Origin of the sequence: Streptomyces sp. NRRL S-1022, from assembly GCF_000720135.1 — a bacterium.
GTDB lineage: Bacteria > Actinomycetota > Actinomycetes > Streptomycetales > Streptomycetaceae > Streptomyces.
In genome coordinates, this window is record NZ_JOIU01000014.1 from 207,669 (window position 1) to 230,571 (window position 22,903).

Below are 22,903 nucleotides of genomic sequence, written 5' to 3' on the forward strand. Positions count from 1 at the left end.
GGGCTCCTAGGCGGCGAGGGCGAGGCGCGCGGCGGCGGTGCGGTACGCGGGCTTGCGGGGCCGGTAGATGACGGCGATCGCGGCGACCTCGGCCGGGGTGTAGCGGGTGCAGGCGCGGGCGCGGCCGTGGGTGTAGGAGACGGAGGGGGTGCCGGTGACGCCGGCCTTGGTCGCGTTCTTCCGGAGGGAGCCGGCGACCGAGCGGGCCTCGCGCGGGGCGAGGCCGGCGGCGATGCAGTGGGTGGCGAGGGTGCCGGTGCCGGTGCGGCGGATGCGGCCCTGGGCGGAGGTCTGGGTGCGGCGGGCGCGGAGGGTGGCGCGGCGGGTGCGGTTGGCGGCGATCATTTGGTCCCCCTCGTTCTTGGTGTACGTACACCGTAGCGCGAGGTGTACGTACACCGCAAGGGGTTCGGGCTATCCAGCTGTACGTACACCCGGTACCGTGGGAGACATGCCAAGCAGCCCGAAGACCCAGCACCGCTCAGTCCGCATCAGCGACGACGACTGGGCCGACCTGCTCGCCGCCGCGAAAACCCAAGGCAGCGACCGGGGCACAGTCATCAAGGACCTCGTCGCCTGGTATCTACGCCGGCCCGGCGCGACCATGCCGAAGCGGCCCGAGTCGGGCTCCTGGAAGCCGGAGCGCCCGGCGAGCAGCGAGGAGAAGACCGCATGAACGAGAGCGTCGACCCCTATGAGCTGCGCGCCCGACTGCACCGCATTGCGGCCGGTCAACTGCGCGCGGCCGCCGCCGTGCTGGCCACGAAGTCGATGAGGCAGTTCACCGACGCCTTCAACGCGGGCGTGACGCGAGACGTGGCCCAGCATCCCGACTTGGCCGAGCTGAACGCGCAGATGGACGGCTTCTACGGCGCGGGCCCGGTGCGCCCGGACGAGGAGCCCACGTGAACCTGAAGGCATTCCTGCGCACGATGCTCCGTCGGCCCCGCGGCGGTGCCGTCACGCACCGGCCAGACGATAGCCCCCTGATCGCCCTCAGTCCCGGCCGCCCGATCACGGACCCTGATGAAGCCGAAGCACTGGGGCTGACCGCCAACGCCAGAACGATGCGCGCAAACGAGGAGCCAACGCAATGATCGTTCCTCTGCTGCTCAGTCTCACCGTCCTCTACGGCGCAGCGTGCGGCCTGTACGGCACCACACCGCACGCGCCGCTGATCCTCCGCTGGCCGCTGCCGATCTGGAACCGGATCGCGCACGACTGGCGGCGCCCCCGTCCGCGGCCCGACTACGCGCGGATCGCCCGACTCGAACGCGAACTCGGCATCGGGGACGACATTCCCACCGCATGACGACGGCCCCGCCCGGACACCCGGTGCGGGGCCGCTGCAGTGGTGTTACTCCCCGTCCAACTGTGCAGCGAGCGCGTTGAACGCGGTCACGTACTGGTTCGCTGCCCGGAGCGTGCTCGACTCCGGCGTCACCTTGTACGTCTGTGCCGCACCGTTCCCGAACACCACATTGATCACCGCGGCGCCCTTGTTCTTCCGACCCGTCATCGCAGCCGAGGCTCCCAACGTCGCCGCGCCGGCAATCAGCCGCGTGGCCGTCCATGCCTTGTGCGCGCCTGCGTCGATGAACTCAGCCTGCCCTCCGCGGATCGGGCCCAGGCTGGTCTGCCCCATCTTGGAGGCCGGCCAAGGACGCATGAGGGCTGCCTGGTTCATGGTCACCTCGGCGGGGTGGTCTTCTCGCCAGATCTTCAGTTCGAGGCGTTCCTCCGCGCGCTGGTCGGCTGCTGCCTGTCGCTGCTTGCGGCGTTCCTCGCGGGCGGCGGCGCGCTCGGCTGCCTTCTCTGGGTCTCGGTTGAACAGCATGGTGCCCCCCTTGCGTTGTTGATCGGAGCATCATCTGGGTTTCGGGAGGCGCGTGATGGCGTCGTCACAGGACTGTGACCCTGCGGCGGCGCAGCAGTAGACCCCGCCACGACGGGGGGCGTGGCGGGGTCAGGGTTCAGTGTGGCAGTCAGCCGTGGTGCGTGATGTCAGTACGGCCGAACCACTTCTGCGTCACGTGCGTCTCGTGGCGGACGTTCACCACGCTCCGCCCGCGCACACTGCCGGCAGCGAGGAGCAGCGCGGCCAGCATTGCCAGCCCGCTCGTCCCCATAAGGGCCACCCCGGCGGCCAGCTCGTGCAGCCCGAAGCCGACCCCCGCGCCCGCTGCGCCGACACCGACGCCGCCAGCGAGCATGCGCTGTGCGAGCGGATCGAAAAGCGGCTGCGGGGTCAAGTCCCGCGGTGCCGGCATGGGCATCGGCTGAACGTACTCCCTCAGCACCGGCACCATCACGTTCGGGTCGGCCCCGGACGGCACCCAGGCAACCGCGGGCCGTTCGGCGCGCAGCTCGACGCCAGCGGGGTGGACGGGACGCTGCTCGACGGCTGGGGCGTAGCGCTGGTAGGGCTCGGACAGCATCACGACTCCTGAGAGCGGTCGGGGCGGACGGCGTAACGGCCGAAGCGGGGCTTGTGGACGCGCGAGTCCGCGGCGAGCCACCGGCCGATCGTGGCCGCGTGCGGGACTTCCTGGGCGGGATGCTGGCGGGCGAAGCAGTCACGGATCGCCTCAGGACCGATGCCGTCTGGGCCAGCCTTCTCGACGATGCGGTAGACCATCTCGCGGCGCGGGTCACCGTCTTCCCCGCCCGGCGCGGGCTGCTGGGGATCGACAGTGGGCGGCTTCCAAGTCAGGCCGCCGCCGCTGAGGATCTCCTGGAACCGAGCGTCAAGGTCGCCGTCGCGGCTGCTGGTCTCGCTCATCGCCTCGTGCAGGCGGCGGCGGGCGGCCTCGGCCTGGTCGATCGTGGCCTGCGCGTCGCCGCCGGCCGGGGTGATGCCCCAGTCCGCGGTGATGCCTCGGCCGCGCGGCGTGGGAGGCTCCGGGGTGGACTCGACGACCGGCGTGGGCTCGGGGGCGGGCCCGCCGAAGAGGTGGTCGGTTCCGATCCATCGCTTCTCGTACGCTTCGCCGGCCGCGCGGCGGGACAGCTCGTCGAGCTCGGGGTGTCGCTCGGCGGTCGCGCGGACGATGTCGAGGATCTGCGACGGGCGCATCCGGTACACCTTCATCGGGTGGACCTGGCCGTCGCCGTCCCGGACGAGTGCGCACCCCGGGTAGGGGGCGTCTTCCGCGCTGGCGTTGTGGTTGTAGCCGAAGAAGTAGTTCAGCTCGGAGTCGTCGGCGACCTTCATCCCGGCCTTGAACGTGGACTGCTTCAGGATCTGCGGGTCGGACAGGACGTCCTGGGTGGCGCGTAGACCGCTGGTGGTCTCGTTGACCGCGGCGGCGCGGGCGATCTCCAGGGTCTGGATCAAGTTGTCGGCGATCGCGCGCAGCGTGTCGTTGCGCCGGGACCGGGTGGAGAAGATCTCCGCGCCCTCGTCGTTGAAGACACGGATCTCCGGGACCTCGGCGTCCACCGGGAGTTTGTCGTCGTTGGCGGCGATCTCCCGATCCTGATAGCCGACCTTCCTCGCCTTCGCGACCCGCACTAGCGCGGTCGCCATGCCGAGCGCCTGCTCCGGGGTATCGGCCACCCAGTCGATCGGCGGCCGGCCCGGCTTGCCCGCGGCGGCCCACGCGCGCATCCACTTCAGGGCGAGGCCCCCGCCGTTGAGGTCGATGACCCAGGTGATCGAGTCGACCATCCTGCACTGGTTGGCGATCATCACGTTGAGCAGGTTCGTCTTACCCGACCCGCGCTGCCCGACGACCAGCATGGACGCCTGCCGGTTGACCGGCCCCTCCGGCATGCCGTCGCGGAGGATGCCTAGCGGGGCGGGCGCGTTGACGGTGAGCGGCGAGTAGTCCTCCGGGTAGTACACGTCCTCGACGAGCCTGTTGACGGTCGAGACGTGGATGAGGACTGCGCCGCGGTGCGCGCCGGGCCCGACGTCGACGCCGCACCCTTCGGGGAGGCGGGCGTCCGCGGCGAGCTGCTCCTTGTAGACGGCGACGTCCTTCCAGCGGGTGCCGCCGGCGCCGCACTCGCCGTCGAGGCTGAACCCGCCGCCGCCGTCCCACACCTCGACGCCGACGATCTGCACGACCGCCCCGGCGCAGACGCGGACGATGCGGTCTTCCCACTCGTCCGCGATGGCTTTGCGCTTGCCGTCCAGGGTGGCGCGCCGGGCGGCGGCTTCCTTCTCCGCGCGTTGTTCCTCGGCTTTCTCCTCGACGTGGTGTGCACCGGCCATCGCTGCGCCGAGGCCGAGGATGCCGGCGAGGAGGCTGCCCATGCCCCACTGCGACCACGGCCCGGAGACGATGGCCCACGAGCACCAGCCGCCGGCACCCAGCCAGCCCGCGGCGCGCAGCGCGAGCGTGGCCGTGGTGACGTTGTGGCGGCGGCCGGCGATGTGGCTGCCGGCCAGGCCGGCGCCCGCGGTGAGGGCGGCCCATTCCCACGGCATGCCGAGGGTGTGGCCGGCGTAGCCGACGGCGAGCGCGGCGGCACCGGTGTTGATGGGACCGGTGATGGCGCCGTGCTTGGCGTCCCAGTCGAGGTTCACAGCGTGCTCCAGTCGGCGAGTCAGAGGTTGGCGGAGACGTCCCACATGCGCTCGCCGGTGCGGGGGTTCTCCAGGCGGGCAATGTCGACGTCGTGGAGCTGGCGGAAGGCGGGCGTGAGTTCGGTGGCGAGTTCGGCCGCCTTGAGTTGCAGACCGTGGATCTGCCGCATGATCTCCACGATGTTCGGGTGGAGCGGCCAGCTCGCGTCCGCGTTCTCGACGGTCGTGGCCAGCGCCTCGGCGTGGATACGCAGGGCCTCCTCCAGGCCGGCGAAGTCCTGGCCGACCTGCAGCATCCCTTGCGGCTGGTAGGCGGCGGCGGCGCGGGCCATCTCGGTGGCGGCGGCGACGAAGTGGTGCCCTCCGGACATGGCGGTTCCTCCTGTGAACGTGACGGGGGTGGTAGGGCGCCGCACAGTGGCGGCGATGGACGGCTCGGGTGCGGTGTCCTGCTCGGCGCGGTTCTTACGGCGTCGCTTCCACACCGCCTTGAGTCGGTCGAGTGCGGCGGCGCGCCCGCGGCCCAGGAGGGTCCAGGCGCTGGCACCGAGCGCGCAGATGCCGTCCCACAGTGCGCCGCTGGCGCGGCGGGCCTGCTTCGCGGCGGCCTTGCTTGCGCGGGTGACGAGGGGGCGGCCGGCGCGGTAGGCGGCGCGGGCCGCCCGGTTGGCGGCGGCCTTCAGTGCGTGGCCGGTGCTGGAGGTGCGGGTCTTGGGTGTGGTGGTCTTGCCGGTGTTCTTCCCGGCGAGGTCTTTCGCGGCCTGCTTCAGCGCCTTCTTCGCGGTCTTCTGAGCCGCCTTCTGCGCGGCGGCTTCCGCCTTCTTCTGCTGCCGCTTCGTCGCGCCCGGGGTGTGGCTGCCGGAGCGGTGGCGGCCAGGTCCGCTGTGGTGGCTCGGACCGCTCTTGCGGAAGAGTCCGCCACCGGCGCGCTGACTCCCGCCACCCGCCACGCCACGGGAGCCGCCGCGCGAGCCGAGCCCGGACGAGCCGCCACCGCTACGCGACAGCGGACCGCTCGCACCGCTACCGGAGCGCGTAGCGCCACCGCTACGACCGCCACGCCAGCCGCTACCCGACCCGCTACCGCCGCGTCCGCCGCCCGTCCCGGACCCGCTACGCAGGCCGCTACCAGCGCCGCTACGCAGGCTGGAGGCAGTAGCGCGCCCGGCTTTCACCGTGGCGCGGCGGCGGAGCGTCGCGGCCGTAGCGCCCGCCACGATCACCGCTCCGGTAGCGGCCGCGGCGACCGGCCCGCCGACGTTGTACGCGGCGGTCGCGGCCAGGCTGGTGGCGTTGCCGGCGCCGGCGAGGACGGGGGCCATGGGCAGGCCGCGGGTGCGGCGCCGGCGGGTCTGCTGCTCGGGGAGCTCGGGGACGGGCCATTCGGAGGGCCAGGCCAGGACGGGGGACGGCCGGGCGGTGCCCTGTGTGGGGGGATCGGGTGGGGTGTCGCTGGTGGGCGTGGTCTCGGGGGCGGTCTTGGTGCGGGCCACGACGGTGCTCCGTTCACTGCGACTGTGACTCTGACTGCAGTCGGACTCTGATCGGGTGGGGGTTTCCGCTGCTCAGGGGGCGGACGGGGGGCGGGTTTGACTGCGGCTGCGGTCACGGTCACGGTCACGGCGCGCCTTGTCGTCGGCGTGAGCCATCACAAGGAAGACGATCGTGATCAAGGTCAAGGCGATGGCGGCGGCGAGAAGCATGAGGTTCCTTCGGGGTCAGGCGGCGCGGGGGCCGGGCAGGGCGGGGTTCTCGGCTTCGACCTGGCGGCGGATCTTCCCGGCCTGCGCCCGGCTGTTCGCCAGCCCGGCCTCGCCTAGGGCGTCGACGATCGCGCCCTCGGTGGGCCGGTGGCCGAGGTTCAGCCACAGGCCGCGGACGACGTACTGCGGGGTGCCAGGCTCGTAAGCCGGCACCGTCTGATCGGTAGTGGCATCGGGCATGGTGGCGGGCTCGGCGGGTGGCGTAGCGGTCTTCTCTGGCGTGGTGGCACGCGACGGCTTCGGGGTGGCGGTGGCGGGCGTGGCCGGTCGTGGCGTGGCGGCGGGCGTAGTGGGCGCCGCTACAGGCGGTAGAGCGGGGGCGCTACTGAACATGGCGGCGAGCGCCGTGTTGGCGCCGTCAACGATGCGGGTGTTCTGCACGTCGGTGAGCGCGCTACCGAGGGTGGCGTCGCTATCGCCGAGGCGCCCCATGAGCCGCCACGCCGCGAGCGCCGACGCTTTTCGCACCCACTTCCAGGGGTGGCGTTCGGCGCGTGCCCGGTGGTAGGCGATCCTGCGCAGCACGGCGGCATTGCGCCGCTGCGCCTCGATGTCGACGCCGGTGCGGTGCACGACGATCCGGCGGGCGAGGAAGCTGATGCCCTCCGCCGAGGCGGTCATCGCGAGCGGGGTGAGGGCGAACACGATGGCCTCGGTTGGGGTCGGGGCGATCGCCAGGCCCATGACGGACGCGGCGGCCGGCAGGAGCCACAGTGCAGCGCGGATCGCGAGGGGCGCGGCCTGACCGAGCATGGTGACGCCGATCATGACGAGAGCGGCGACGAGGGTTGCGCCTTCGCCAGCGGCGACGACGCCGAGGGCGGTCTCCTTGCGGTGGAGGACGGAGCCGGCGTTGGCGTAGGTGCCGATGGCGCCGCCGATACCGACGGCGATCATCGGGATGGTGGCGATGGCGAGGACGGTGATCTGTCCCTTGGTCAGCTTCTTCACGGTGACGGCTCCGTGGAACGGGTCAGCGGTAGCGCCAGGCGAGGGCGGCCAGACCGGCGGCAATCAGGGTGGGGGCGGTGAGTTGTGCGTAGAGGCCCGCGATGGTGCAGAGGGTGAAGCCGTAGCGGGCGACGGGCGAGCACAGGGTGTTGACGAGGGGTGAGTGGGCGCGGATGCGGTGGCGGCGGCGTCTGCATTGGGGGCAGGGCGCGCGGCGCGCGGTACGGGTCATGGCGGGCTTCCTCGCGGGAGTGGGTGCCGGGCTGGCGGGACGAGGGGTTGGGTACCGCCAGCCCGGCGGTCGGTGGGGTGGGGGTCAGCCTTGCGGGTGGGGGCGGGGCGGGCGGATGGGGAGCGGTTCTTTGGCTCGCTCGTGCTCGGCGCTCATCGGCCGGCAGGGCGGGGCGTGAGCTTCCGCTCCAGGCGGGCCAGGGCCTGCTGCGCGGCGGGCGGCAGCGGCTCGGTGCGCGGGGTGGGCGGTTGGGGTTGGGGCTGGGTACGCTGCATGCGGTCACTCCTGGTCACGTCAGGCGGTGGCTGGCCCGGACGGGAGTTGCACCTCCCGTCCGGGCATTTCTTGTTGAGCGAGCAGTGGTGGCTGCTGCCCAGTACCGACTGTACGGGATACCCCGTACACTGGCAATGCGGCCTGCCCACGGAAGGGACAGGGCATGGAAGAGGAGGTGCAGCGCGTGCTGGACGCTCTCGCAGGTCTCTCAGAGATCGACGATCCGAAGACGCGCGCGCTCGCTGTGGCGAGGGTGCTGAAGGAGTGGCCCGAGCACAGTAAGGCGCTACGGGAGGTACGGCGGCAGGCCGTGCTGGAGCTGCTGGCGCCCGACGATGCCTCCGTCCGGAAGGTCGCGAAGGAGCTAGGCGTGTCGCCGACGACGGTCCAGGACATCGCGGCGGGCTACTCGCGGTCCGGGAAGGATCGCGCGAAGAAGACCGAGGAGTAGGCGTGGCGAGGAACGAGTACCACTATGTGATCACCCTCCAATTCCAGAAGGAGGGCGTGCCTGGCGTCAATGCGAACACCGTCACGGGCACGGTCGCGGCCCGGCGCGGCGAGGACCGTCAGGCCCTGTATCAGCGCCTCCTGAAGCACGCCATGGCCGCTCTGGAAGCGGACAACGCGGTGACCTTGTTCTTCGACCTCGCACCCAACGGCCTGTAGCCGCGCCGGACAGACGAGAGCCCCTGCCGTTCCCAGGCCGGCAGGGGCTTCGTCATGCTCAGGCGGGTTCCATGCGCCGGTAGCAGCGCTGCCGGTGCGCGAGCAGCGTGTCCGCCCGGCAGCACTCCCAGGATCACACCGGTGTCAAGCCGCCCCGGTCGGCCGTACCCGGCGCGCCGCTGCCAGCGTGGTGCGGGAGGCTGGCCGTATGCCTGTGGTGATCGTGTACCCGCCCGATGAGCAGGGCGGCCGGCGCGTCCGGATCGACGGCGAGATCGCGGGCAGAGCGTTCGACCTCGGCGACGTGGTCGAGTTCCTACGCCGGGCCGGCCTGGAAGGCGTGGACGATACGGACGTGGTGCGCGCGGACTGGATCGAATGGCGGGATGGTGGGCCACTCGTGTGGGAGCACTGACCGGCAGGCTCAGCCGTGGTACCAGGGGCAGGCCTCGCAGCGGCTGTTCGTGCAGACGACCTTTTCGTCGTCCGGGTGGGCCGGGTTGGCGCCGCGGCGGAGGCCGTAGCAGCCGCACTCGGGGCACGGCCCTTTCGGACCGGGCTTGGTCGCTGAGAGCCATTCGTTGAACGGCTGGGGCATGGGCCACCGCTCGCGGTCGGGGTGGTGGTCGGCTTTCCACTGTTCGAAGTTGGTGACGGCGGGCTGTTCGCTGTTTTCGGTCATGGCTGGTTTCCCTCCCCTTGGGTGAGGGATCATGCTGCGCCCGTGTGCCGTGTAGTTCAAGGGTGCATACAGCTACCGTTCCGGCCACGGCGGGCGTAGCTTCATGGTCCCGCGAAGGGGCGCACCTTGGGGGTGCACCACCATGGCCCGCTGGCTGGATCCCGGCCGGCGGGCCGCTGTTGTGGCGGGCGTCTCCGCTCGCGTGCACTCGGAGTGCACACGGCGTCGCGGGGCTCCGCGAGTATGCAGGTCATGGAGACGACGACCGACCGAGCCTGTACCGCGCTTCTCGCCCTGCGCCGCAGCATCGTCGCGGGCGAGTGCTTCCCTGACTGGACGGTGGCTAGCCCGAGCGGGCACCTGATCGGCCTCATCATCGAGACGCCTTACGGCGGGCCGCGCCACCGGCTGAAGACTGCCGTCCGCGATCAGACGGTGGCGGCATGGGTGACGGCGGGCTGGATCACGCTCGGCGCCGAGGAGCCGCTGCCGGAGTACGAGGGGAGCCGGCCTGGGCTGCGGTGGGAGCCGGGGCGTGTGGGCCGCCGGCTGGTGTTGACGGAGGCGGGGCGTGAGCTCGCGGGGTGGCGGCCGGTTGAGTGGTGACGCACGACCGCCCCGTCTCGGTGGAGGCGGGGCGGAAGGCGGTGCGCTGGGTAGCCACTCCGGCGCGAGGCCCGGTGCCGCGCGGACATGACCTCCCTGAGGCCACCCACACCGGGCGGAGCAGGCCTACCCCCGGCAGGGGCCGGGATCAGCTTGCGCATCCCAGGATGCCACGGCCGTCAAGCCGGGCGCTCAGGGTTCCAGCGGGCGGGCTTCAAGCTGAGCCGTCCGTCCGGGAGTCGGTCCCACCAGTAGGGCCGGTGGAACAGCCAGACGACGCGCAGCGCATCAGGGCCCCAGATCACTTCGGCAGGTGGAGGTCGGGCTGGTCGCAGCAGTGTCGGGTGTGGTCCTCGACGGTGGCGGTGGTCGGGCAGTAGTACAGGCGGCCGGTCGGTTGGGTCGCTGCCGGCGTGGGCTGGTCGAGGGCTTGGATGGTGGGGCAGGGCCAGGGCACGCCGTGGCTGCCGGTGCATTCGTCGCAGAGGCCGTAGCTGTTGACGTGCAGGGCTCGAACGCGGGCGATCGCGCCCTGGAGTTCTTCGACGCGTCCGGCGTAGCTGCCGGCGGCGATGTCGGCGGATTCTGCTTCGGCCCAGGCGCGGCATTCGGCGCGGAGGGCGTCGAGGTCGCGGTACAGCTGGTCGAGTTCGGCGTCGTTGATCGTGGATGCGGTCTTGCGGTCGGTCACTGCTGCGGCTCCTTGCTGGCGCAGGTCTTGCAGACGTCTTCAACGCCGCCGTCGACGGGGTTGAGTTGATCGCGGGTGCAGTACTCGAAGCAGAGGCAGCACATGATCCGACCGTCCGTGAGACGGTCGAGGCGGGTGTAGCTGCCCCCGTTGGCAAGGGGCACGGTGAGGAAGTCAACGCGCTGGGTCATGCTGTTCCGTTCGTCGGGCGCCTGTGCGGGCGCTGGAGGGGCTGTCGTGGGCGGGCTACCAGCCCTCGGTGAAGTGCGGGGCGTCGACGCTGATGTAGCGGTTGTCGCCGAGCGGTCGGGCGCGGACCCAGTCACGGCGCGGGTGGAGGGCGCGGGGTCCGTAGCAGTGGCGGCAGATCCAGTAGCGCCATCCCTGGGGCTCCCACGGGTGTGGGCCAACGCTGGTTGTGGGCTCGGTGTCGTTCACGGGCTTCTCCTCGGATCAGCTGTACGGCCTCTGTGAGGCTCTGCGGGTGGGTCTGGCGTTGCGAGACCCGCGCGGGCGCCTGTTCGGCGCTCCTGGGGACCGCGTAGCCCCGTCCCGGGCCCCGGCCGCCCACACGACAGCCGGGGCAAGTGGGTCAGGGGCGGGCGCGGCGCTTGGCGGCCCAGTCCGGGTCGTACTGCGGCGCCGGGCTACGGGGCGGTGGCGGGTCGTTGCGGTGCTGCCAGGCGTGCCAGCCCTGCACCGGGTGGGCGACCAGCCAGCCCAGGTTCTCGGCGGACAGCACGGTGAACATCACGGCGTAGCGCCAGCCGGTGGGCTTGCCGTACTTCTGCCAGTTCGCCCAGTCGGAGAGGCGGTGGCCGAGCCGGGCCCGGCCGAGGAGGTAGCCAACGGCCAGGGTGGCGAGGGCGTACAGCCAGGCCATGTCAGCCCTCCCCGCAGGCGTGCTCGTCGGGGTCGAAGCGCTGCCCGTTCTCGTCGTGCAGGACGAGTCCGTCGTCCACGTCGTACCAGCCGTCTCCGCTGGCGCCGCAGTTGCCGCACTCCCAGCGGCCGGCGAGGCTGATCCCGGTGAATCCTCCGCTGCTGCTCACGACTGCGTCTCCTCCTCGCTGTCGGCCGCGGGCTGGGGCGCCACAGGAGCGGGCGGGTCGGCGTCGATGCCGAGGATGTGCACCGGGTCCATCGGCGGTCGCTTGGGCTTCCGCTGGTCCTCGCCCACCAGGCGGGCCTTGCGGCGCAGCTCCTGCTCGGTGATCACGCCGCCCCACTCGGCTGCTTCGTCGGCCAGCGCGCGGTACAGGTCGGCGAGCGCGTCCGTCGGCGCCACAGGGGCGGTCTGCTGCTGCGCCCCGGCGGCCATACGGCGCAGCTCGTCGGCGGCATCCTTGCGGCCGAGCGCGTAGGGCGAGTTGCGGGGTTCGTCCGGCCATTGCGCGAAGAACCGTTCCATGTCCGCGTCCAGCGCGTCGGCTGCCTGCCCGAGGATTGCGGCCCGCTGGTCGGCGGCGGGCGCCATACCAGCAGCGGGTGAGCAGCGCGGGCACTCCCAGTCCGGGCCGGGAGCGGTCTTCTGGCCGCGGCACGTGTGCCGGGTCGGGGTGGTCTGTTCGGTCACGGTGGTCTCCGTTCAGGGGGCCGGGTGGCCCCCACGGGCGGGAAGGTCAGGCGTCGTCTCGGGCGGCCTTGGGCCGGCGCTTCCGGCAGGCGGTCTTGTTGGCGCAGACGGTGATCCGGATGCCGTGCTCCTTGTTGGCGAGGGTCCGGAAGCCGCGGGTTCCGGACCGGCCGCACTGCTCGCAGCGGCGGCTGCTCTGTGTGGTGTCGGCGCTCACCGCGACCCCCCAGCGGGCAGCCGGTCGAGGGCCTCGGCGATCGCCGCGCGCTCCACCTCGTCGTCGTGCATCGGCCGGTTCCAGCGGCAGTTCGCGCACCAGAACTCGGCGGGCTCCGGCTGCGGCTGGAAGTCCCGGCACAGCGGGTTCGGGTTCTGCGGGACGTTGCGGGCGGCGCGCGCGGCCGGGCTGTTGTCCCACCGTGCGGGCGAGGTGGCGGGCTGCTCGGTCATGGTGTTCCTCCGGGTGGTCGTGATGGACTGGGTCCGGCCGGCCCGCGTGATTGGTGCACGCGGGCCGGCCTTCGTGCGGGTCACGCGGCGAGCGGGAGCCTGGTGCGCGCGGCGGCCCGCAGCACCGTGTACGCGGTGACGCCCTGAAGCGCGACGACACCGTTCCCGCCGAGCTTGATCCGCTGCGAGCGCGGGATACCGGGCCGGTCGGTGAGGCCGGCGGGGTATCCCATCAGCCAGTCGGTGAAGTCGGGGGAGATCCGCCTGTCGCCGCGCGCAGTGAGGGACGCCGGGGCGGGGGCGGGCCGGCCGACGATCCTCCCCCACCGGTGGATGGCCTCCGCGTAGTCGTGTTCGGGTCCGAGTTCCGGGGCGCGCCAGTCCTCGTCGAGGCGCCAGGCGATCGCCGGCAGGTACCAGCCGCCCTTGCCGTCGCGCTGGTTGGGGCCGCCGTTGGGTCCGTCGGAGGCTTTCGGGGTGGGGAGCAGGCGGGCCGGCGAGTACAGGGCGGGCGGGGCGGGGACTTCGACGGTGACCCCGTGGCCGGGGATGGCGTAGCCGAGGAAGCGGGGTCGGGTGTGGGCGGCGCCCACGTCGCCGGCGCGGGTGATCGTCCAGTACAGGTCGTAGCCGAGCCGGTTGAGGTGGTCGGAGACGACGTCGAGGCCGCGGCGGCGCAGTGCGGCGACGTTTTCCAGGTACACCTCGTCGGGTTCGAGTTCGCGGACGGCGGCGGCCACGTTCCGCCACAGGCCGGAGCGGGGGTCGTCGAGACCGAGGCGGTGGCCGTTGTTGCTGATCCCCTGGCAGGGCCAGCCGGCGATCAGCGTGCGCGGCCGGTGTGCGTCCTGGACCTGTCGCCAGTCGATCGTGGTGATGTCGCCGAGGTTCGGGATGCCTGGCATGCGGTGGGCGAGGACGGTGGAGGCGTGTGGGTCGGCCTCGGCGTACACGACGGTCTGGGTGCCGGCCAGCTTGTGGACGGCGTGGTCGAGTTCACCGACGCCGGTGCAGAGGCTGATCGCGGGGTGGGTCACGTGCTGTCTCCGGTGTGGTGGTGGGTGGCTGCTCACGCGGCCGGGGCAGGCCGGGCGGCGTCCTCGGCGAGGCGGCGGAGGCGGATGGCGCAGCACTCGGAGGTGTGGGCGGCGGCCTCGCGGAGCGTCTCGCTGCGGACGGCGGCCAGCTGGGCGCGGAGGCGGTGGATTTCGGCGACGAGCGTGGCCTGACCGGCTTCGATGCGGTACAGCCGGTCCATCTCGTCGGAGAGGCACTCGTACAGGTGCTCGGCGAGGAGCTCGCGGTCGATGCCATCGGCGCCGTCGAGGTACAGGTCGACGGCGGTGCGGATCGCGGTGCGGGTCTCGGCGAGCTGCTGGGTGGCCGGGTCGGTCACGGTGGGGCTCCTTCAGGCGGTGTCGTACTCGCGGGTGGTGGCGGTGATGGTCGGCTTGTAGTGGCCGATGGCGGCCTCGATGAGGTAGCGGATCTCGTCGGCCTCCTCCTCGGTGGCGAGGTCACAGATGTCGACGGTCAGGTCGACGGCGTAACGGCGGTCGGTCATGGCGGGGCTCCTCAGGCGATGTGGCGGTAGCCGGTGCTGGTGGGCTTGAAGCGGTCGAGACGGATCCGGGTACGGCGGCCGGGCTTGGTGCCGTTGTGGCCGGCACCGCGGGGGACGACGAGTTCGACGGTGGCGTGGGTGTCGTCGATGCCGACGATCCGCACGCGCCGGCCGTAGCCGCGGGGGTCGTTGTCCTGCCAGATCTGGCCGACAGCGGGAGTCGGGGTCGGCGGGGTGGTCATGGTGGGCCTTTCCGGGTGTGTAGGCGGGCGTGTGGCGGCCTGGCGGGTGGCGGGTGGGGGTGTGACGGGTATGTGGTGCGGCGGTCAGGTGATCTGGTGGTTCGTGGGGTGCTCGCTGCTGCGGGGGAACTCGTCCCAGGTGCGGCCGTCGAGCTCGCGGCCGGCGTGCTTTTTGCCCCAGCGGCGGATGGTGGCGGTGCCGTTGGGGAGGCCGACTCGTTCGAGGGACCAGGGCTTGTGGCCGATCTCGTGGATCCAGTAGCGGCGCTCGCCGTCTTCGTCGATCCAGTTGCCGGTGTGGACGTGGGTGGCGCCGCGGGCTTCGCTGTCGGCCTTGGCGGTGGCGAGTTGTTCGTCGGTGCCTTGCCAGCCGGTGTTGGGGTCGCAGATCCGGACTTGGAAGGGGGCGGGGCCCCATTCGCCCCACTGTTTGAAGAAGAACGGCACTTCGGCCTGCTGGCATTGGTCTCGGATGGTGCGCACCCAGTCCGGGTGCACTGCTCGCGCCTTCGGGCCGGACTCGCCGCCGACGATGACCCAGTCGATCCGCGGGCCGGTCGACAACGGGGTCATGGTGAGGCCGGTGTTGGTGGTCGTGGCTTTCGATTCGTCCCAGTAGGGGCGCCCGGTCAGCCAGTACGTGAGCTTCGGCCGGCCACGCCCGGGGACGATCGGGCCGTCGAGGTCGATGGGGCCGAGGAGCGGTTCGCAGGACAGGAAGCGGACGGCAGCCGGGGTGTCGAGGAGGGCGGGGATGCGGAGGTCGGCGTACTTCTGGTTCTCGACGCTGGTGCCGATCCACACGTTCGGGAGCGGCCAGCCGGCGCGGTGGTAGATGCCGTGTTCCAGGCCGGGGACGTAGGTCTCGCTGTGGGAGGTGGCGGCCCACTCCATGGCGGCGCGGAAGTGCTCGCCGTCTGGGTGGCCGTGCGTGCAGCGTTCGCCCAGGATTCGGGCTGCGCGGTCGGGGCGCTTGGTCAAGATCTGGTAGGTGTGCTGGGGCGTGGCGGCCATGACGGCGAACACCTGGGCGAGGAACTCGCGGGGGACGCGGGCGTGGAACAGGTCGCTCATGCTGTTGACGAAGATCTTGCGGGGCTTCTTCCAGCGCAGCGGCTGGGTCAGGGCGTCGACGTGTGTGGCGATCCCGAAGCCGGGTCCGGAGGTGCGGGGGTCGCCGTCGGTCTGGTACTTGGCCTGTCCCATGCCCTTGAGGCGCTTGGCCATGGTGAGGGCGTAGCAGTTGTCGCATCCGGGGCTGATGCGGTTGCAGCCGGTGGTGGGGTTCCAGACTTCGTCGGTCCATTCGATGGCGGTCATGGGGTTCCTCCGTTGTGCGGGTTGGGTGGTGGTCAGGCGGCGTCGTGGGGTGCGTCATTCGTGGGGTGTGTGGGCCTGTCGGGGTGGCTGCCGGTGGCGGGGTCGCAGCCGATGTGGGTGTCGTATCCGCGGGCTGCCCAGTCGGGGTTGATGGGGTGGTCGCAGATGGTGCACAGGGGGGTGTCTTCGACCTGTGTTGCGGGGGTGGCCTTCCCCGGGCCCTTCCCCCCTTCCCCCCTCTTAGGGGGGGAAGGGGTGGGGGAACCTGGGTTCCCCGGGGGTTCCCCGGGGGTTCCCCGGGAATGTTTGACCTGGGGTTTTGCGATTCCCCCTTGATCATCGGGGGATTCCCCCGGGGAACCTGTTCCGGGGATGGTCGGGGGAACATTCGGGGGAACCTGGTTTGTCCGGTTTTTCCGCGCGCGGACAGCGGCCTCGATCCGCTCCTTCCGCACCGAGATCCCCGCGTCCGCGAGCGCCGCCCGGGTCCGCGGATTGCCCGCATCGTCCGGCAGCCCGAGACGGTCGAGCTGCTGGATCAGCCACTCCACCGAGCCCTCCGCCGGCGCTACGTCGTCGTACTCCGCGAGGACGTGCCGGGTCTGCCCGGGCAGGTACCGGTTGCCGTCCGTGCGCGCGTACCGCATGACGGTGAAGCTGTCCGGGCCGATACCGGTGCGGGTGTGGGTGCGCTTGAGGACGAGGGTGCCGCCGCCCTGGGCGCGCAACTCCCACACGTGGTCGACGTCCTGGGTCTTCGCCGAGGAGCCGCGGGCACCGCGCTCGCCGTCCTTGCCCATGTGGTCCAGGCGGATCGAGGCGATCCCGGCTCGCTTGAGGGGCAGGAGGGTGTGCCGGTACAGGGCGAGCCAGGTGTCCGCGTCGTTCTCGGGCCCGCTGATGAACCGGGAGACGGTGTCGAGGCAGACGACTTGAGCCTCCACCTCGGCGACCATCGCGAGGAGGTCGGCGCCGCCGCCCGCGGTGTCCAGAGGGCGGATCGGGGGGAAGCTGGCGTAGGTGAGCAGGCCCATGCGGCCCGGGCCGGCGCCGTAGGAGATGAACCGTTCCTGGATGTCCTGGTGGCCGTTCTCGGCGTCGACGTACAGCACGCTGATCGGGGCCTGCGGGCGGTCTCCGAGGAAGGACTGGCCGGTGGCCATCCGCCACAGCCACTCCTGCACGAACAGGGACTTGCCGGCCTTGCCGTCGCCGACGACGGTGATCTGCTGCCCGGGGCCCATGAGCTTCCCGGGCAGGAGTTCGACCTGGCCGAAGTCGGTGGCGAAGAACGGATCCCACTCCAGGAAGGCGCCGGTCAGGTGCGACGGGCCGTGCCCGAGGACGGTGCGGCGCTCCTCACGCTGGCGGAAGTCGTCAGCGAGCTTGGCCAGTTCCTCCGCAGTGGCGCCGGCGGCGATGGCCGCCTTGGTCGCGTTGGCCTGCTCGTCGTGGCGGCGGACGACGGCGATCTCGGCGATCCGCTCGGCGAAGGCCTGCGCCATGCTGCCAGGGATGGTCTGTGCGCCGAGGCGTTCGAGGAGGCGCCCGTTCTCGACCTCGCGGAGCCGTTTGAGTTTCTCGATCTCGGCGCGGACGGTGACCGGGTGGAGCTGCTTGTTCTCGGCGACCATGCCGCCGACGACGTCCCAGATGAGCCGGATGGCCGGCTGGTAGATGTCGTCGCGGTCGAGGACTTGTGCGCACTCCAGGTAGGCGGTGCGGTCGTGCATGATGACGCCGCCGACGTAGTTCTCGGCCTCAGCATCATGGGGGCTGGTCCGGTTGAGGCCGTCCTGGTCCGCCGTGTCGCGGGTCATGTGGCGGACGTTGTCCACTGGGCGGTCCTCCGGTTAGAAGAGCGTGCTGGGTGCGGTGGTGCAGCGGTGCGTGAGGAGGTGCTGGTGCGGGCAGTCCGGCGGGTGCCGGCCGGTGGTCCAGTGCAGCCGGAGCGGGCCGTGGCGGGGGCGGGGCAGGCACCACACGAGGTCGTCGGGTGTGCTCGCCTCGGCGGCCGGCCCGTAGGGGCGCTGCTCGTCCGGTGGGAGGAGGTCGACCCGGGCTTGGAGGGCCGCGGTGTGACCGACCCACTGGACGAGCAGCGGTCGGCCGCAGGAGGGACAGCGGTCGGTGCCGTCCCGCCTGCGGCCGGCCATCAGGCCGGGATCCCGTTCAGGACCTGCGTGTCGATGCCCTCGGCGATCTGCTTGAGTACGTCGGCGAACGCGGCCTTCGCGCGCTCCTCCGGCTGCTCCAGCTTGAAGCCGAGGGCGAGCTGGCCGCGGTCGATGCGGTACCGGAACCGGCAGCGGATCTTGTACGCGGCGGCGCCCTCGAACGGCGGGACGGCGATCTCGAAGACCTCGGGGATCGTCAGGTCGCCCTTCGCACCCGCGGTGGCCTTGGTGTCCTCGGTGAAGACGAACTTCCGCTCACCGGACTGCAGGCGGGTCCCGGACTGGAACTCGGCCTTGGTGGTGGCCTTGATGGACTGGGCGATCTCCAGCATGGTCGCGGCGTCCGGGGTGACCAGCTCGGGCAGGTGGTCCTCCAGGAAGTTCGCGAACTCGTCCTGGCCGACGAGGCGTCCGTCGAGGGTGAGCCACTGCTGCCAGGCCTTGGTGCGGCGCAGGCCGAGGACGAGGCGGTGGTCGCCGAAGTCGGGCTCGTTGGTGGAGTGGGCGTTGAGGACGGCGGTGACGGTGAGCTGCTCGACGTCGGAGTAGACCTCGCTGGCGTCGTCGTGGTGCTTGGCCCAGTAGGTGAGGAAGCTGGTGGCGTCGCGGACAGTGGTGGTGCCGGTCTTGCGGTCGATACGGCCGGTGTAGCGGGAGCCGGTGAGGTCGACGGTCTGGACCTGGCCGTCGGCGGTGGCGACGAGGTAGATGCTGCCGGGTTCGACCGGCTTGGGGGCGAGGGCCTGCTGGGCGAGGCCGGTGATCGCCTGCACGTTGTCGGTGGTGTTGGTCACGGGTCAGATGTCCTTGATCTCGCCGGTGGTGGTGTTGATGTCGCGCACGTCGAACGCCTGCATCTGGCGGGGGTCGTTGCGGGTGGGCCGGCCGTCGTCGTCGACGAAGTACATGGACGGCGGGGCGATCGCCTTGGGGGCCTTGACCTCGGAGTCGATGCCGACGAGGAGGGGGGCGCCGTCGACGTGGCCCTTGGGGGGTTCGACGGAGACCTTGATGGTCAAGGAGCCCTTGCGGCCGTGCTCCTGGACGGCGGCGAGCAGCTGGTGGAACTCGTCGCTGATCTGCTCGTGGGCTTCGCCGCGGCTGTGCTGGATGAGGAAGACGGCGAACTCGCCGTCGTGGTCCTTGGCGGTTTCGTGGTGCTGGATGGTCATGTGTTGGGGGTACCTTTCTGGTAAATGGCGCGGATGGCGGTGGCCCGGACTGGGCATGGCGAGGAACTTGCAGGTCGCGGCCGGAAGTTGGGCGTCTCTGCTGCTTGTGATTCTACCCCGGGGTGTATAGTCACCCGCAATACGTACGGCATACACGCAGGTTGCGAGGGGTGTATGTCTCCTGCACAGTCAGCTACTCTGTCGACATGACGACGAAGGGAACCCCGGGCCGCATGGTCCGCATCGACGACGAGGTGTGGGGGGCGTACGGGGAGCTGTGCGAGGCGGAGGGGACTTCCCGCGCCGATGACATCCGTCGTCACGTCCACTCGCGCGTAGCCGCCTGGCGCAAGAGGCAGGCCCTGGAGCGCCGGCTCAAGCACCTCAGCGATGAACCCGCTGACGGCGACATCCTCTGATCGCATATCCCCTCCCCTCTCTCCGAGCCCCGCACCGTGCTGGTGCGGGGCTTCGTCGTCCGTGGTGGTCAGCGGGAGCTCTCGCCGGACGCCTGGTTGTCGGTGACGGTCAGTTCCCAGATGTCACCGGGCTCGTCGCCCTGGGCGTGGATCACCCCGTTGGCGACGTGGTCGAAGGTGAATTCCTCGAACCCGGGCAATCCCTTGGCCGCAGCGCCCGGCCTCAGGAAGTGGTCGATCAGGTACTGCATCCATGCGGTGGCCTCGTAGAACTTCTCGCTGCCGTTCCAGCGAATGGCGGTGCCGTCTTCGGTCGGCTCCCAGTCACACCACAGGCCGGGCTGGCCCTGGGGCGGGAGGTTGTAGTCGCCGCGCTCGACCTCGTTGTAGGCGTAGTCGCGCGCGGAGTACGGGCCCTCGGGCCGCCGGTGGCGGCGGCTGTCGGCGAAGCCGCGGAGGAACGCGATCTCGTGCGGGTTGAGGGGCGTGGCGATGGTGACGTGGCCCTCGAAGGTGGTGGAGTAGCCCATCGTGGTGTTCTCCTTGGTGGTGGTGGCCCCGCCGAATTGGCCTCGGCGGGGCGCCCGTTCATGCGGCCAGCGGTTGCTGAGCGCCCGGGCAGGTGTGGGTGGTGCGGATGGTGGCTGCGAACCGCTTCACCGCGGCCGCCCCGGACACCGGGCCCTCGACCGTCTGGCAGCGCAGGCACTCGTAGCGGGCGCGCGGGGCACGCCGGTAGGTGATCTGGCCGACGCGGTCGCCGTTCTTGTTCTCGAAGCCGTCGCCGCAGTCCACGAACAGGCCGCCGACCACAACGCGGGCCGTCACGCGGCATCCCGCCTTGCTTGCGACCGGGCGTCCCGGGTCCGCTTGCATGCCTGGCAGTAGGCCCGTCCGTCCGCCGCGACCCGGCCGTGCTCGGCCTGGTCGTGGTCGTTCTGGCACCGCTCTCGCAGCGCACGGCCGCCCTGCAGATAGCGCAGCTGCTCCCGGTTGCGGCGCCGGCCCGGCGCGTCCTCGACGTGCTCGGGCGCGACGCAGTGCTGCATGCCGCAGTCGGCGCGGACCTGTCCGACCGGGTCGCGGCCGGTGCGGATCCGGAAGGCGATCGCGGCGGCGGAGTGGTGTCGGTAGCCGTGGGAGAGCAGCGGCCTGCTGCTGGTGGGGCTGCGTTCGCCGGTCCACTCCACGTGCCCGCCGGGGAGTGGCTTGGTGTACTCGCGCCAGCGGTCTTCGATCGTGGCGGTCGCGATCGCTCGGACGTGTGCGGGCAAGCCGAGGTCGTTGCGGATGCCGCGGACGCGGGCTCGGTCGACGTGGAGGTCGGCGGCTATCTGGTTGACCGGGCGGCCGGCGCGGAGGGCGGCGATGATCTGCTCGCGGCTGGCGTTGGCGTGGTTGGCCATCAGGCAGCCACCTCCGTTGCCTTCTGGCGGTTCTTGCGCCTGCGCTGAGCGGCGTTGTTACACGCCCTGCAACGGCGGTAGCCGGATCCGGTGTAGGTGTTCTGCGGCGTGTACTCGTGGCCGTTCGGGCAGTGAGTGCGGGCATCGACTCCACTGGCTCGCGACCGTGCCCGTGCGGAGTTCTCAGCCGCCGTGACCGGTTCCAGGTGGGCCGGTTCGACACAGAGACGGTTTCCGCAGAGATGATCGAGCTGCAGCCCAACGGGTATCGGGCCCACCTGAGCCTCGTAGGAGACACGGTGGACAAGCGCTGGCCGCCTGCGAATCGTGTCGTAGATCTGTCCGTAGCCTGATCCGCAGACCTTGCCAGTCCAGACCAGGCAGGCACCCTCGCGGCGCGTCTTCTGGGTGAGGCGTTGAAAGATGGGGATGCGCTGCCGTGCCATTAGCGACCTCCCCACTGAGAGATCTGCTCACGCTCGGGCCACTGGCAGCCGGCCAGCGCCGCCCGGTGACCATCCGGTACCTCGGCCAACGGCACGCCGAGCCAGTCCAGCCCCATGGCACGCAGGATCAGCGCGTCCGCCTCGTCGTCGGTCGGGAGGATTGCTCCGTACCGGTGCTGCGCCGCCGCGAGCACGGCGGCCTTGCGGCTACCGCCGTTGCCAGTGGCGTACTTGGCGCGGGACATCGGCGGGATGACGGCGACGGGGATGCCGCGGGCGCAGAGGCCGTCGATGATGAGCCACCACAGGCCACCTCGGTCCCAGACGGATCCGCCCACACTGTGGTGGGAGGGTCCTTCGACGCAGGCGAGGTCGACGGTGCCGACTTCGGTGAGGACGGTGTCGAGGATGTGTCGCATGCGGGTGCGACGCTGGAGGATGGTGTCGCGGCGGCGTCCGGTGGTGGGGACGCGAGTGGTGCCGCCGAGGGTGGAGATGCCGGTGCCGGTGAGGCTGATGTCGAGTCCGGCGACGCGGTATGAGGGCCGGGGCTCGGCCGCCGCGGGGGCGGCCGGCGCCTCGGAGGTGACGTCAAACAGCGTGCTCACGCCTGCTCTCCTTCCTGCTGGTTGTCACGAACGGCCTGCAACAACCGCTCCAGGCCTGCGTCGTGTACGGGCACCGGCGGCAGCTGGGCCAGCGCGGCGTCGACCTTCGCCGACGCGGCCACCCAGGCCCGCCGCACCCGGCGGACCACAACGACCAGACAGACCACGCCGGCCAACGCGGCGACGATGACGGCGGGGCTCACGCGACGGCCCCCTTCCGGCTGGTGCGCTGCCGCGCGCGGCGGCCGGCATTGGCCGCCCGGCACCGCTTACAGCGGCAACCGCGCCGGTAGCCGAGCAGCCCGTGCTCCGCCGGCGGGTGCGCGTCCGGGTGGCTGGACGGGAGGAGCCCGAGCATGGCCAGGAGCCGGGTGCAGTCGGCCTTGTCCGTGGCCTCGGCGGCGACGTACAGCTGGGCCTTGCGCTGCTCCGCGCTGGGGATGTCGACGGGCCCGAGCTGGCTGGCGGTGAAGTCCTTGGACATCAGGCACCGCCCTGCTGGTGGCCCTCGGCGCAGCGGACGATGGTGCCGTGGCGGGTGGCCGCGGTCTCGACGCCGCCGCACGCGACGCAGGTCACGAACTCCTGGGGGGTGATCGCGCCGTGCGGGCGAGCGCGGTGCTGGCCGGTCGGGGCGACGATCTGCGCGCAGATCCGCAGCAGGGCGGGGAGTCGGAGGATGGTCTCGCGGGTCGTCATGCTGGGTCCTCCTTCGGGGCCTTGTAGCCGGGCTGCCAGCGGCTGCTGTCCTGGATGGCTTGGGGCTTGAGGCCGACGGCGTCGTCGAGGCGGCGCTGCAGGCCGTCGGCACGCTTCCTCTCGGCCTCGTAGAGCGATCGCCAGTCCTTGCGTGAGCCCTTCTCATGAGCGGCGAGCTGCTCGCGGGCCACGGTGAGGTCGTGGGTGAGGCACTCGTTGACGATCGCGGTGTCCGTGTACCGCTCGTTCAGGGCGGCGTACTGGTCGGTGGCTTTGCGGGCGACGGCCCGCTGGGTGTCGCGGTCCTTCGCGAACTGGTCGCGCTCGCTGCGAATGCGTTCTCGGTCGGCGAGGACGGCCTCGTGTTCCGTGCGGGAGACGAACGGCAACTTCATCGGTGGCTCTCCGTTCGGGGCTTCG

Annotated in this window: 44 protein-coding genes; 9 read left to right on the plus strand and 35 right to left on the minus strand. The window is 71.4% G+C overall.

What is annotated here, in order from left to right; all coding sequences use genetic code 11:
- Positions 1–6: 6 nt before the first annotated feature.
- Entirely contained in the window at positions 7–345 is a 339-nt protein-coding gene (locus IG05_RS0121220) for a hypothetical protein (RefSeq protein ID WP_030344792.1), read from the minus strand.
- A gap of 106 nt (positions 346–451) precedes the next feature.
- Between IG05_RS0121220 and IG05_RS0121225 the strand changes: the two genes are divergently transcribed.
- Genes IG05_RS0121225 through IG05_RS0121235 form a run of 4 tightly spaced genes read left to right on the plus strand, consistent with a single transcriptional unit; the run spans position 452 to position 1,312 of the window.
- The gene (locus IG05_RS0121225; protein ID WP_051790091.1) at positions 452–676 is read left to right on the plus strand and encodes a hypothetical protein; all 225 of its coding nucleotides are present in this window, start codon (positions 452–454) and stop codon (positions 674–676) included.
- The gene (locus IG05_RS0121230) at positions 673–909 is read left to right on the plus strand and encodes a hypothetical protein (protein ID WP_030344796.1); all 237 of its coding nucleotides are present in this window, start codon (positions 673–675) and stop codon (positions 907–909) included. The genes IG05_RS0121225 and IG05_RS0121230 overlap by 4 nt, the downstream gene beginning before the upstream one ends.
- Positions 906–1,097 (plus strand): hypothetical protein, encoded by a 192-nt coding sequence (locus IG05_RS47920; protein WP_158838976.1) that lies wholly within the window; start codon positions 906–908, stop codon positions 1,095–1,097. Before IG05_RS0121230 ends, IG05_RS47920 begins: the two co-directional genes overlap by 4 nt.
- Positions 1,094–1,312, plus strand: a complete 219-nt coding sequence (locus tag IG05_RS0121235; RefSeq protein WP_030344797.1) for a hypothetical protein — start codon at positions 1,094–1,096, stop codon at positions 1,310–1,312. Before IG05_RS47920 ends, IG05_RS0121235 begins: the two co-directional genes overlap by 4 nt.
- A gap of 45 nt (positions 1,313–1,357) precedes the next feature.
- Here the strand turns inward: IG05_RS0121235 and IG05_RS0121240 are convergent, their stop codons facing one another.
- From IG05_RS0121240 to IG05_RS50005, 7 genes are all read right to left on the minus strand, one after another.
- A complete protein-coding gene (locus IG05_RS0121240; protein ID WP_030344799.1) occupies positions 1,358–1,837 on the minus strand; it encodes a hypothetical protein in 480 nt (159 codons plus the stop codon).
- Between the two features lie 148 nt (positions 1,838–1,985).
- Entirely contained in the window at positions 1,986–2,438 is a 453-nt protein-coding gene (locus IG05_RS42435; RefSeq protein WP_051790093.1) for a hypothetical protein, read from the minus strand.
- A complete protein-coding gene (locus IG05_RS0121250; protein ID WP_030344802.1) occupies positions 2,438–4,534 on the minus strand; it encodes a hypothetical protein in 2,097 nt (698 codons plus the stop codon). Before IG05_RS0121250 ends, IG05_RS42435 begins: the two co-directional genes overlap by 1 nt.
- A 20-nt stretch (positions 4,535–4,554) precedes the next feature.
- Positions 4,555–6,027, minus strand: coding sequence for a hypothetical protein (locus IG05_RS47925; RefSeq protein ID WP_158838977.1), 1,473 nt, complete (start codon positions 6,025–6,027; stop codon positions 4,555–4,557).
- A gap of 225 nt (positions 6,028–6,252) precedes the next feature.
- A complete protein-coding gene (locus IG05_RS0121270) occupies positions 6,253–7,248 on the minus strand; it encodes a hypothetical protein (RefSeq protein ID WP_051790094.1) in 996 nt (331 codons plus the stop codon).
- Between the two features lie 22 nt (positions 7,249–7,270).
- Positions 7,271–7,480 (minus strand): hypothetical protein, encoded by a 210-nt coding sequence (locus IG05_RS0121275; RefSeq protein ID WP_030344810.1) that lies wholly within the window; start codon positions 7,478–7,480, stop codon positions 7,271–7,273.
- Between the two features lie 152 nt (positions 7,481–7,632).
- Entirely contained in the window at positions 7,633–7,755 is a 123-nt protein-coding gene (locus IG05_RS50005) for a hypothetical protein (protein WP_267883320.1), read from the minus strand.
- A gap of 164 nt (positions 7,756–7,919) precedes the next feature.
- Here IG05_RS50005 and IG05_RS0121280 point away from each other — a divergent pair, with 164 nt between their 5' ends.
- From IG05_RS0121280 to IG05_RS0121290, 3 genes are all read left to right on the plus strand, one after another.
- Positions 7,920–8,207, plus strand: coding sequence for a helix-turn-helix domain-containing protein (locus IG05_RS0121280; RefSeq protein WP_030344812.1), 288 nt, complete (start codon positions 7,920–7,922; stop codon positions 8,205–8,207).
- A gap of 2 nt (positions 8,208–8,209) precedes the next feature.
- Positions 8,210–8,425, plus strand: coding sequence for a hypothetical protein (locus IG05_RS0121285; RefSeq protein ID WP_030344815.1), 216 nt, complete (start codon positions 8,210–8,212; stop codon positions 8,423–8,425).
- A 208-nt stretch (positions 8,426–8,633) separates the two neighbouring features.
- The gene (locus tag IG05_RS0121290) at positions 8,634–8,840 is read left to right on the plus strand and encodes a hypothetical protein (RefSeq protein ID WP_030344816.1); all 207 of its coding nucleotides are present in this window, start codon (positions 8,634–8,636) and stop codon (positions 8,838–8,840) included.
- Positions 8,841–8,849: 9 nt separating this feature from the next.
- On the opposite strand, the gene IG05_RS0121295 is transcribed toward IG05_RS0121290, so the two are convergent.
- Positions 8,850–9,107, minus strand: a complete 258-nt coding sequence (locus tag IG05_RS0121295) for a hypothetical protein (protein ID WP_030344818.1) — start codon at positions 9,105–9,107, stop codon at positions 8,850–8,852.
- A gap of 252 nt (positions 9,108–9,359) precedes the next feature.
- Between IG05_RS0121295 and IG05_RS0121300 the strand changes: the two genes are divergently transcribed.
- Positions 9,360–9,713 (plus strand): hypothetical protein, encoded by a 354-nt coding sequence (locus IG05_RS0121300; RefSeq protein ID WP_158838978.1) that lies wholly within the window; start codon positions 9,360–9,362, stop codon positions 9,711–9,713.
- A 301-nt stretch (positions 9,714–10,014) separates the two neighbouring features.
- Here the strand turns inward: IG05_RS0121300 and IG05_RS0121305 are convergent, their stop codons facing one another.
- The 17 genes from IG05_RS0121305 to IG05_RS0121385 form a co-directional block, all read right to left on the minus strand.
- Positions 10,015–10,404 carry a hypothetical protein gene (locus IG05_RS0121305; protein WP_030344823.1) on the minus strand — a complete coding sequence of 130 codons (390 nt, stop codon included), beginning with the start codon at positions 10,402–10,404 and terminating at the stop codon, positions 10,015–10,017.
- On the minus strand, positions 10,401–10,595 hold the full coding sequence (locus tag IG05_RS0121310) for a hypothetical protein (RefSeq protein ID WP_030344824.1): 195 nt from the start codon (positions 10,593–10,595) through the stop codon (positions 10,401–10,403). The genes IG05_RS0121305 and IG05_RS0121310 overlap by 4 nt, the downstream gene beginning before the upstream one ends.
- 55 nt (positions 10,596–10,650) lie before the next feature.
- The gene (locus IG05_RS0121315; protein ID WP_030344826.1) at positions 10,651–10,842 is read right to left on the minus strand and encodes a hypothetical protein; all 192 of its coding nucleotides are present in this window, start codon (positions 10,840–10,842) and stop codon (positions 10,651–10,653) included.
- Positions 10,843–10,996: 154 nt separating this feature from the next.
- The gene (locus IG05_RS47015) at positions 10,997–11,287 is read right to left on the minus strand and encodes a hypothetical protein (protein ID WP_051790095.1); all 291 of its coding nucleotides are present in this window, start codon (positions 11,285–11,287) and stop codon (positions 10,997–10,999) included.
- A 1-nt stretch (position 11,288) separates the two neighbouring features.
- On the minus strand, positions 11,289–11,456 hold the full coding sequence (locus IG05_RS47930; RefSeq protein ID WP_158838979.1) for a hypothetical protein: 168 nt from the start codon (positions 11,454–11,456) through the stop codon (positions 11,289–11,291).
- Entirely contained in the window at positions 11,453–11,980 is a 528-nt protein-coding gene (locus tag IG05_RS0121330; protein WP_158838980.1) for a hypothetical protein, read from the minus strand. The genes IG05_RS47930 and IG05_RS0121330 overlap by 4 nt, the downstream gene beginning before the upstream one ends.
- 46 nt (positions 11,981–12,026) lie before the next feature.
- Positions 12,027–12,197: a hypothetical protein gene (locus IG05_RS47935; RefSeq protein WP_158838981.1), complete on the minus strand. Its 171-nt coding sequence runs from the start codon at positions 12,195–12,197 to the stop codon at positions 12,027–12,029.
- A complete protein-coding gene (locus IG05_RS0121340) occupies positions 12,194–12,430 on the minus strand; it encodes a hypothetical protein (RefSeq protein WP_030344832.1) in 237 nt (78 codons plus the stop codon). The genes IG05_RS47935 and IG05_RS0121340 overlap by 4 nt, the downstream gene beginning before the upstream one ends.
- A gap of 80 nt (positions 12,431–12,510) precedes the next feature.
- Positions 12,511–13,467 carry a DNA cytosine methyltransferase gene (locus tag IG05_RS44140; protein WP_030344834.1) on the minus strand — a complete coding sequence of 319 codons (957 nt, stop codon included), beginning with the start codon at positions 13,465–13,467 and terminating at the stop codon, positions 12,511–12,513.
- 32 nt (positions 13,468–13,499) lie between these two features.
- Positions 13,500–13,826 (minus strand): hypothetical protein, encoded by a 327-nt coding sequence (locus IG05_RS0121350; RefSeq protein WP_030344836.1) that lies wholly within the window; start codon positions 13,824–13,826, stop codon positions 13,500–13,502.
- A 12-nt stretch (positions 13,827–13,838) separates the two neighbouring features.
- Positions 13,839–13,994 (minus strand): hypothetical protein, encoded by a 156-nt coding sequence (locus IG05_RS47940; protein WP_158838982.1) that lies wholly within the window; start codon positions 13,992–13,994, stop codon positions 13,839–13,841.
- A gap of 11 nt (positions 13,995–14,005) precedes the next feature.
- Positions 14,006–14,236: a DUF6354 family protein gene (locus IG05_RS0121360; RefSeq protein WP_030344838.1), complete on the minus strand. Its 231-nt coding sequence runs from the start codon at positions 14,234–14,236 to the stop codon at positions 14,006–14,008.
- Between the two features lie 84 nt (positions 14,237–14,320).
- Positions 14,321–15,556 carry a phage Gp37/Gp68 family protein gene (locus tag IG05_RS0121365; RefSeq protein WP_030344840.1) on the minus strand — a complete coding sequence of 412 codons (1,236 nt, stop codon included), beginning with the start codon at positions 15,554–15,556 and terminating at the stop codon, positions 14,321–14,323.
- A 32-nt stretch (positions 15,557–15,588) separates the two neighbouring features.
- Positions 15,589–17,376, minus strand: coding sequence for an AAA family ATPase (locus tag IG05_RS43795; RefSeq protein WP_158838983.1), 1,788 nt, complete (start codon positions 17,374–17,376; stop codon positions 15,589–15,591).
- A 33-nt stretch (positions 17,377–17,409) separates the two neighbouring features.
- On the minus strand, positions 17,410–17,712 hold the full coding sequence (locus tag IG05_RS0121375; protein ID WP_030344845.1) for a hypothetical protein: 303 nt from the start codon (positions 17,710–17,712) through the stop codon (positions 17,410–17,412).
- The gene (locus IG05_RS0121380) at positions 17,712–18,527 is read right to left on the minus strand and encodes a DUF2303 family protein (RefSeq protein ID WP_030344847.1); all 816 of its coding nucleotides are present in this window, start codon (positions 18,525–18,527) and stop codon (positions 17,712–17,714) included. The genes IG05_RS0121375 and IG05_RS0121380 overlap by 1 nt, the downstream gene beginning before the upstream one ends.
- 3 nt (positions 18,528–18,530) lie before the next feature.
- Complete coding sequence (locus IG05_RS0121385; RefSeq protein ID WP_051790098.1) at positions 18,531–18,905, minus strand: hypothetical protein; 375 nt, start codon at positions 18,903–18,905, stop codon at positions 18,531–18,533.
- A gap of 206 nt (positions 18,906–19,111) precedes the next feature.
- On the opposite strand from IG05_RS0121385, the gene IG05_RS0121390 reads away from it, so the two are divergent.
- Entirely contained in the window at positions 19,112–19,324 is a 213-nt protein-coding gene (locus IG05_RS0121390; RefSeq protein WP_158838984.1) for a hypothetical protein, read from the plus strand.
- 68 nt (positions 19,325–19,392) lie between these two features.
- Here the strand turns inward: IG05_RS0121390 and IG05_RS0121395 are convergent, their stop codons facing one another.
- Genes IG05_RS0121395 through IG05_RS0121435 form a run of 9 tightly spaced genes read right to left on the minus strand, consistent with a single transcriptional unit; the run spans position 19,393 to position 22,878 of the window.
- A complete protein-coding gene (locus IG05_RS0121395) occupies positions 19,393–19,854 on the minus strand; it encodes a hypothetical protein (protein ID WP_030344852.1) in 462 nt (153 codons plus the stop codon).
- Positions 19,855–19,912: 58 nt separating this feature from the next.
- Positions 19,913–20,152 carry a hypothetical protein gene (locus tag IG05_RS0121400; RefSeq protein ID WP_030344854.1) on the minus strand — a complete coding sequence of 80 codons (240 nt, stop codon included), beginning with the start codon at positions 20,150–20,152 and terminating at the stop codon, positions 19,913–19,915.
- On the minus strand, positions 20,149–20,730 hold the full coding sequence (locus IG05_RS0121405) for a hypothetical protein (protein ID WP_030344857.1): 582 nt from the start codon (positions 20,728–20,730) through the stop codon (positions 20,149–20,151). Before IG05_RS0121405 ends, IG05_RS0121400 begins: the two co-directional genes overlap by 4 nt.
- A complete protein-coding gene (locus IG05_RS50640; protein ID WP_078894369.1) occupies positions 20,730–21,176 on the minus strand; it encodes an HNH endonuclease signature motif containing protein in 447 nt (148 codons plus the stop codon). The genes IG05_RS0121405 and IG05_RS50640 overlap by 1 nt, the downstream gene beginning before the upstream one ends.
- Entirely contained in the window at positions 21,176–21,784 is a 609-nt protein-coding gene (locus IG05_RS0121415; RefSeq protein WP_037814336.1) for a hypothetical protein, read from the minus strand. Before IG05_RS0121415 ends, IG05_RS50640 begins: the two co-directional genes overlap by 1 nt.
- Positions 21,781–21,987: a hypothetical protein gene (locus tag IG05_RS0121420; RefSeq protein ID WP_030344867.1), complete on the minus strand. Its 207-nt coding sequence runs from the start codon at positions 21,985–21,987 to the stop codon at positions 21,781–21,783. Before IG05_RS0121420 ends, IG05_RS0121415 begins: the two co-directional genes overlap by 4 nt.
- Positions 21,984–22,268 (minus strand): hypothetical protein, encoded by a 285-nt coding sequence (locus IG05_RS0121425; RefSeq protein WP_030344870.1) that lies wholly within the window; start codon positions 22,266–22,268, stop codon positions 21,984–21,986. Before IG05_RS0121425 ends, IG05_RS0121420 begins: the two co-directional genes overlap by 4 nt.
- Positions 22,268–22,483: a hypothetical protein gene (locus tag IG05_RS0121430; protein ID WP_030344872.1), complete on the minus strand. Its 216-nt coding sequence runs from the start codon at positions 22,481–22,483 to the stop codon at positions 22,268–22,270. The genes IG05_RS0121425 and IG05_RS0121430 overlap by 1 nt, the downstream gene beginning before the upstream one ends.
- The gene (locus IG05_RS0121435; RefSeq protein WP_030344874.1) at positions 22,480–22,878 is read right to left on the minus strand and encodes a hypothetical protein; all 399 of its coding nucleotides are present in this window, start codon (positions 22,876–22,878) and stop codon (positions 22,480–22,482) included. Before IG05_RS0121435 ends, IG05_RS0121430 begins: the two co-directional genes overlap by 4 nt.
- Between the last annotated feature and the right edge of the window lie 25 nt (positions 22,879–22,903).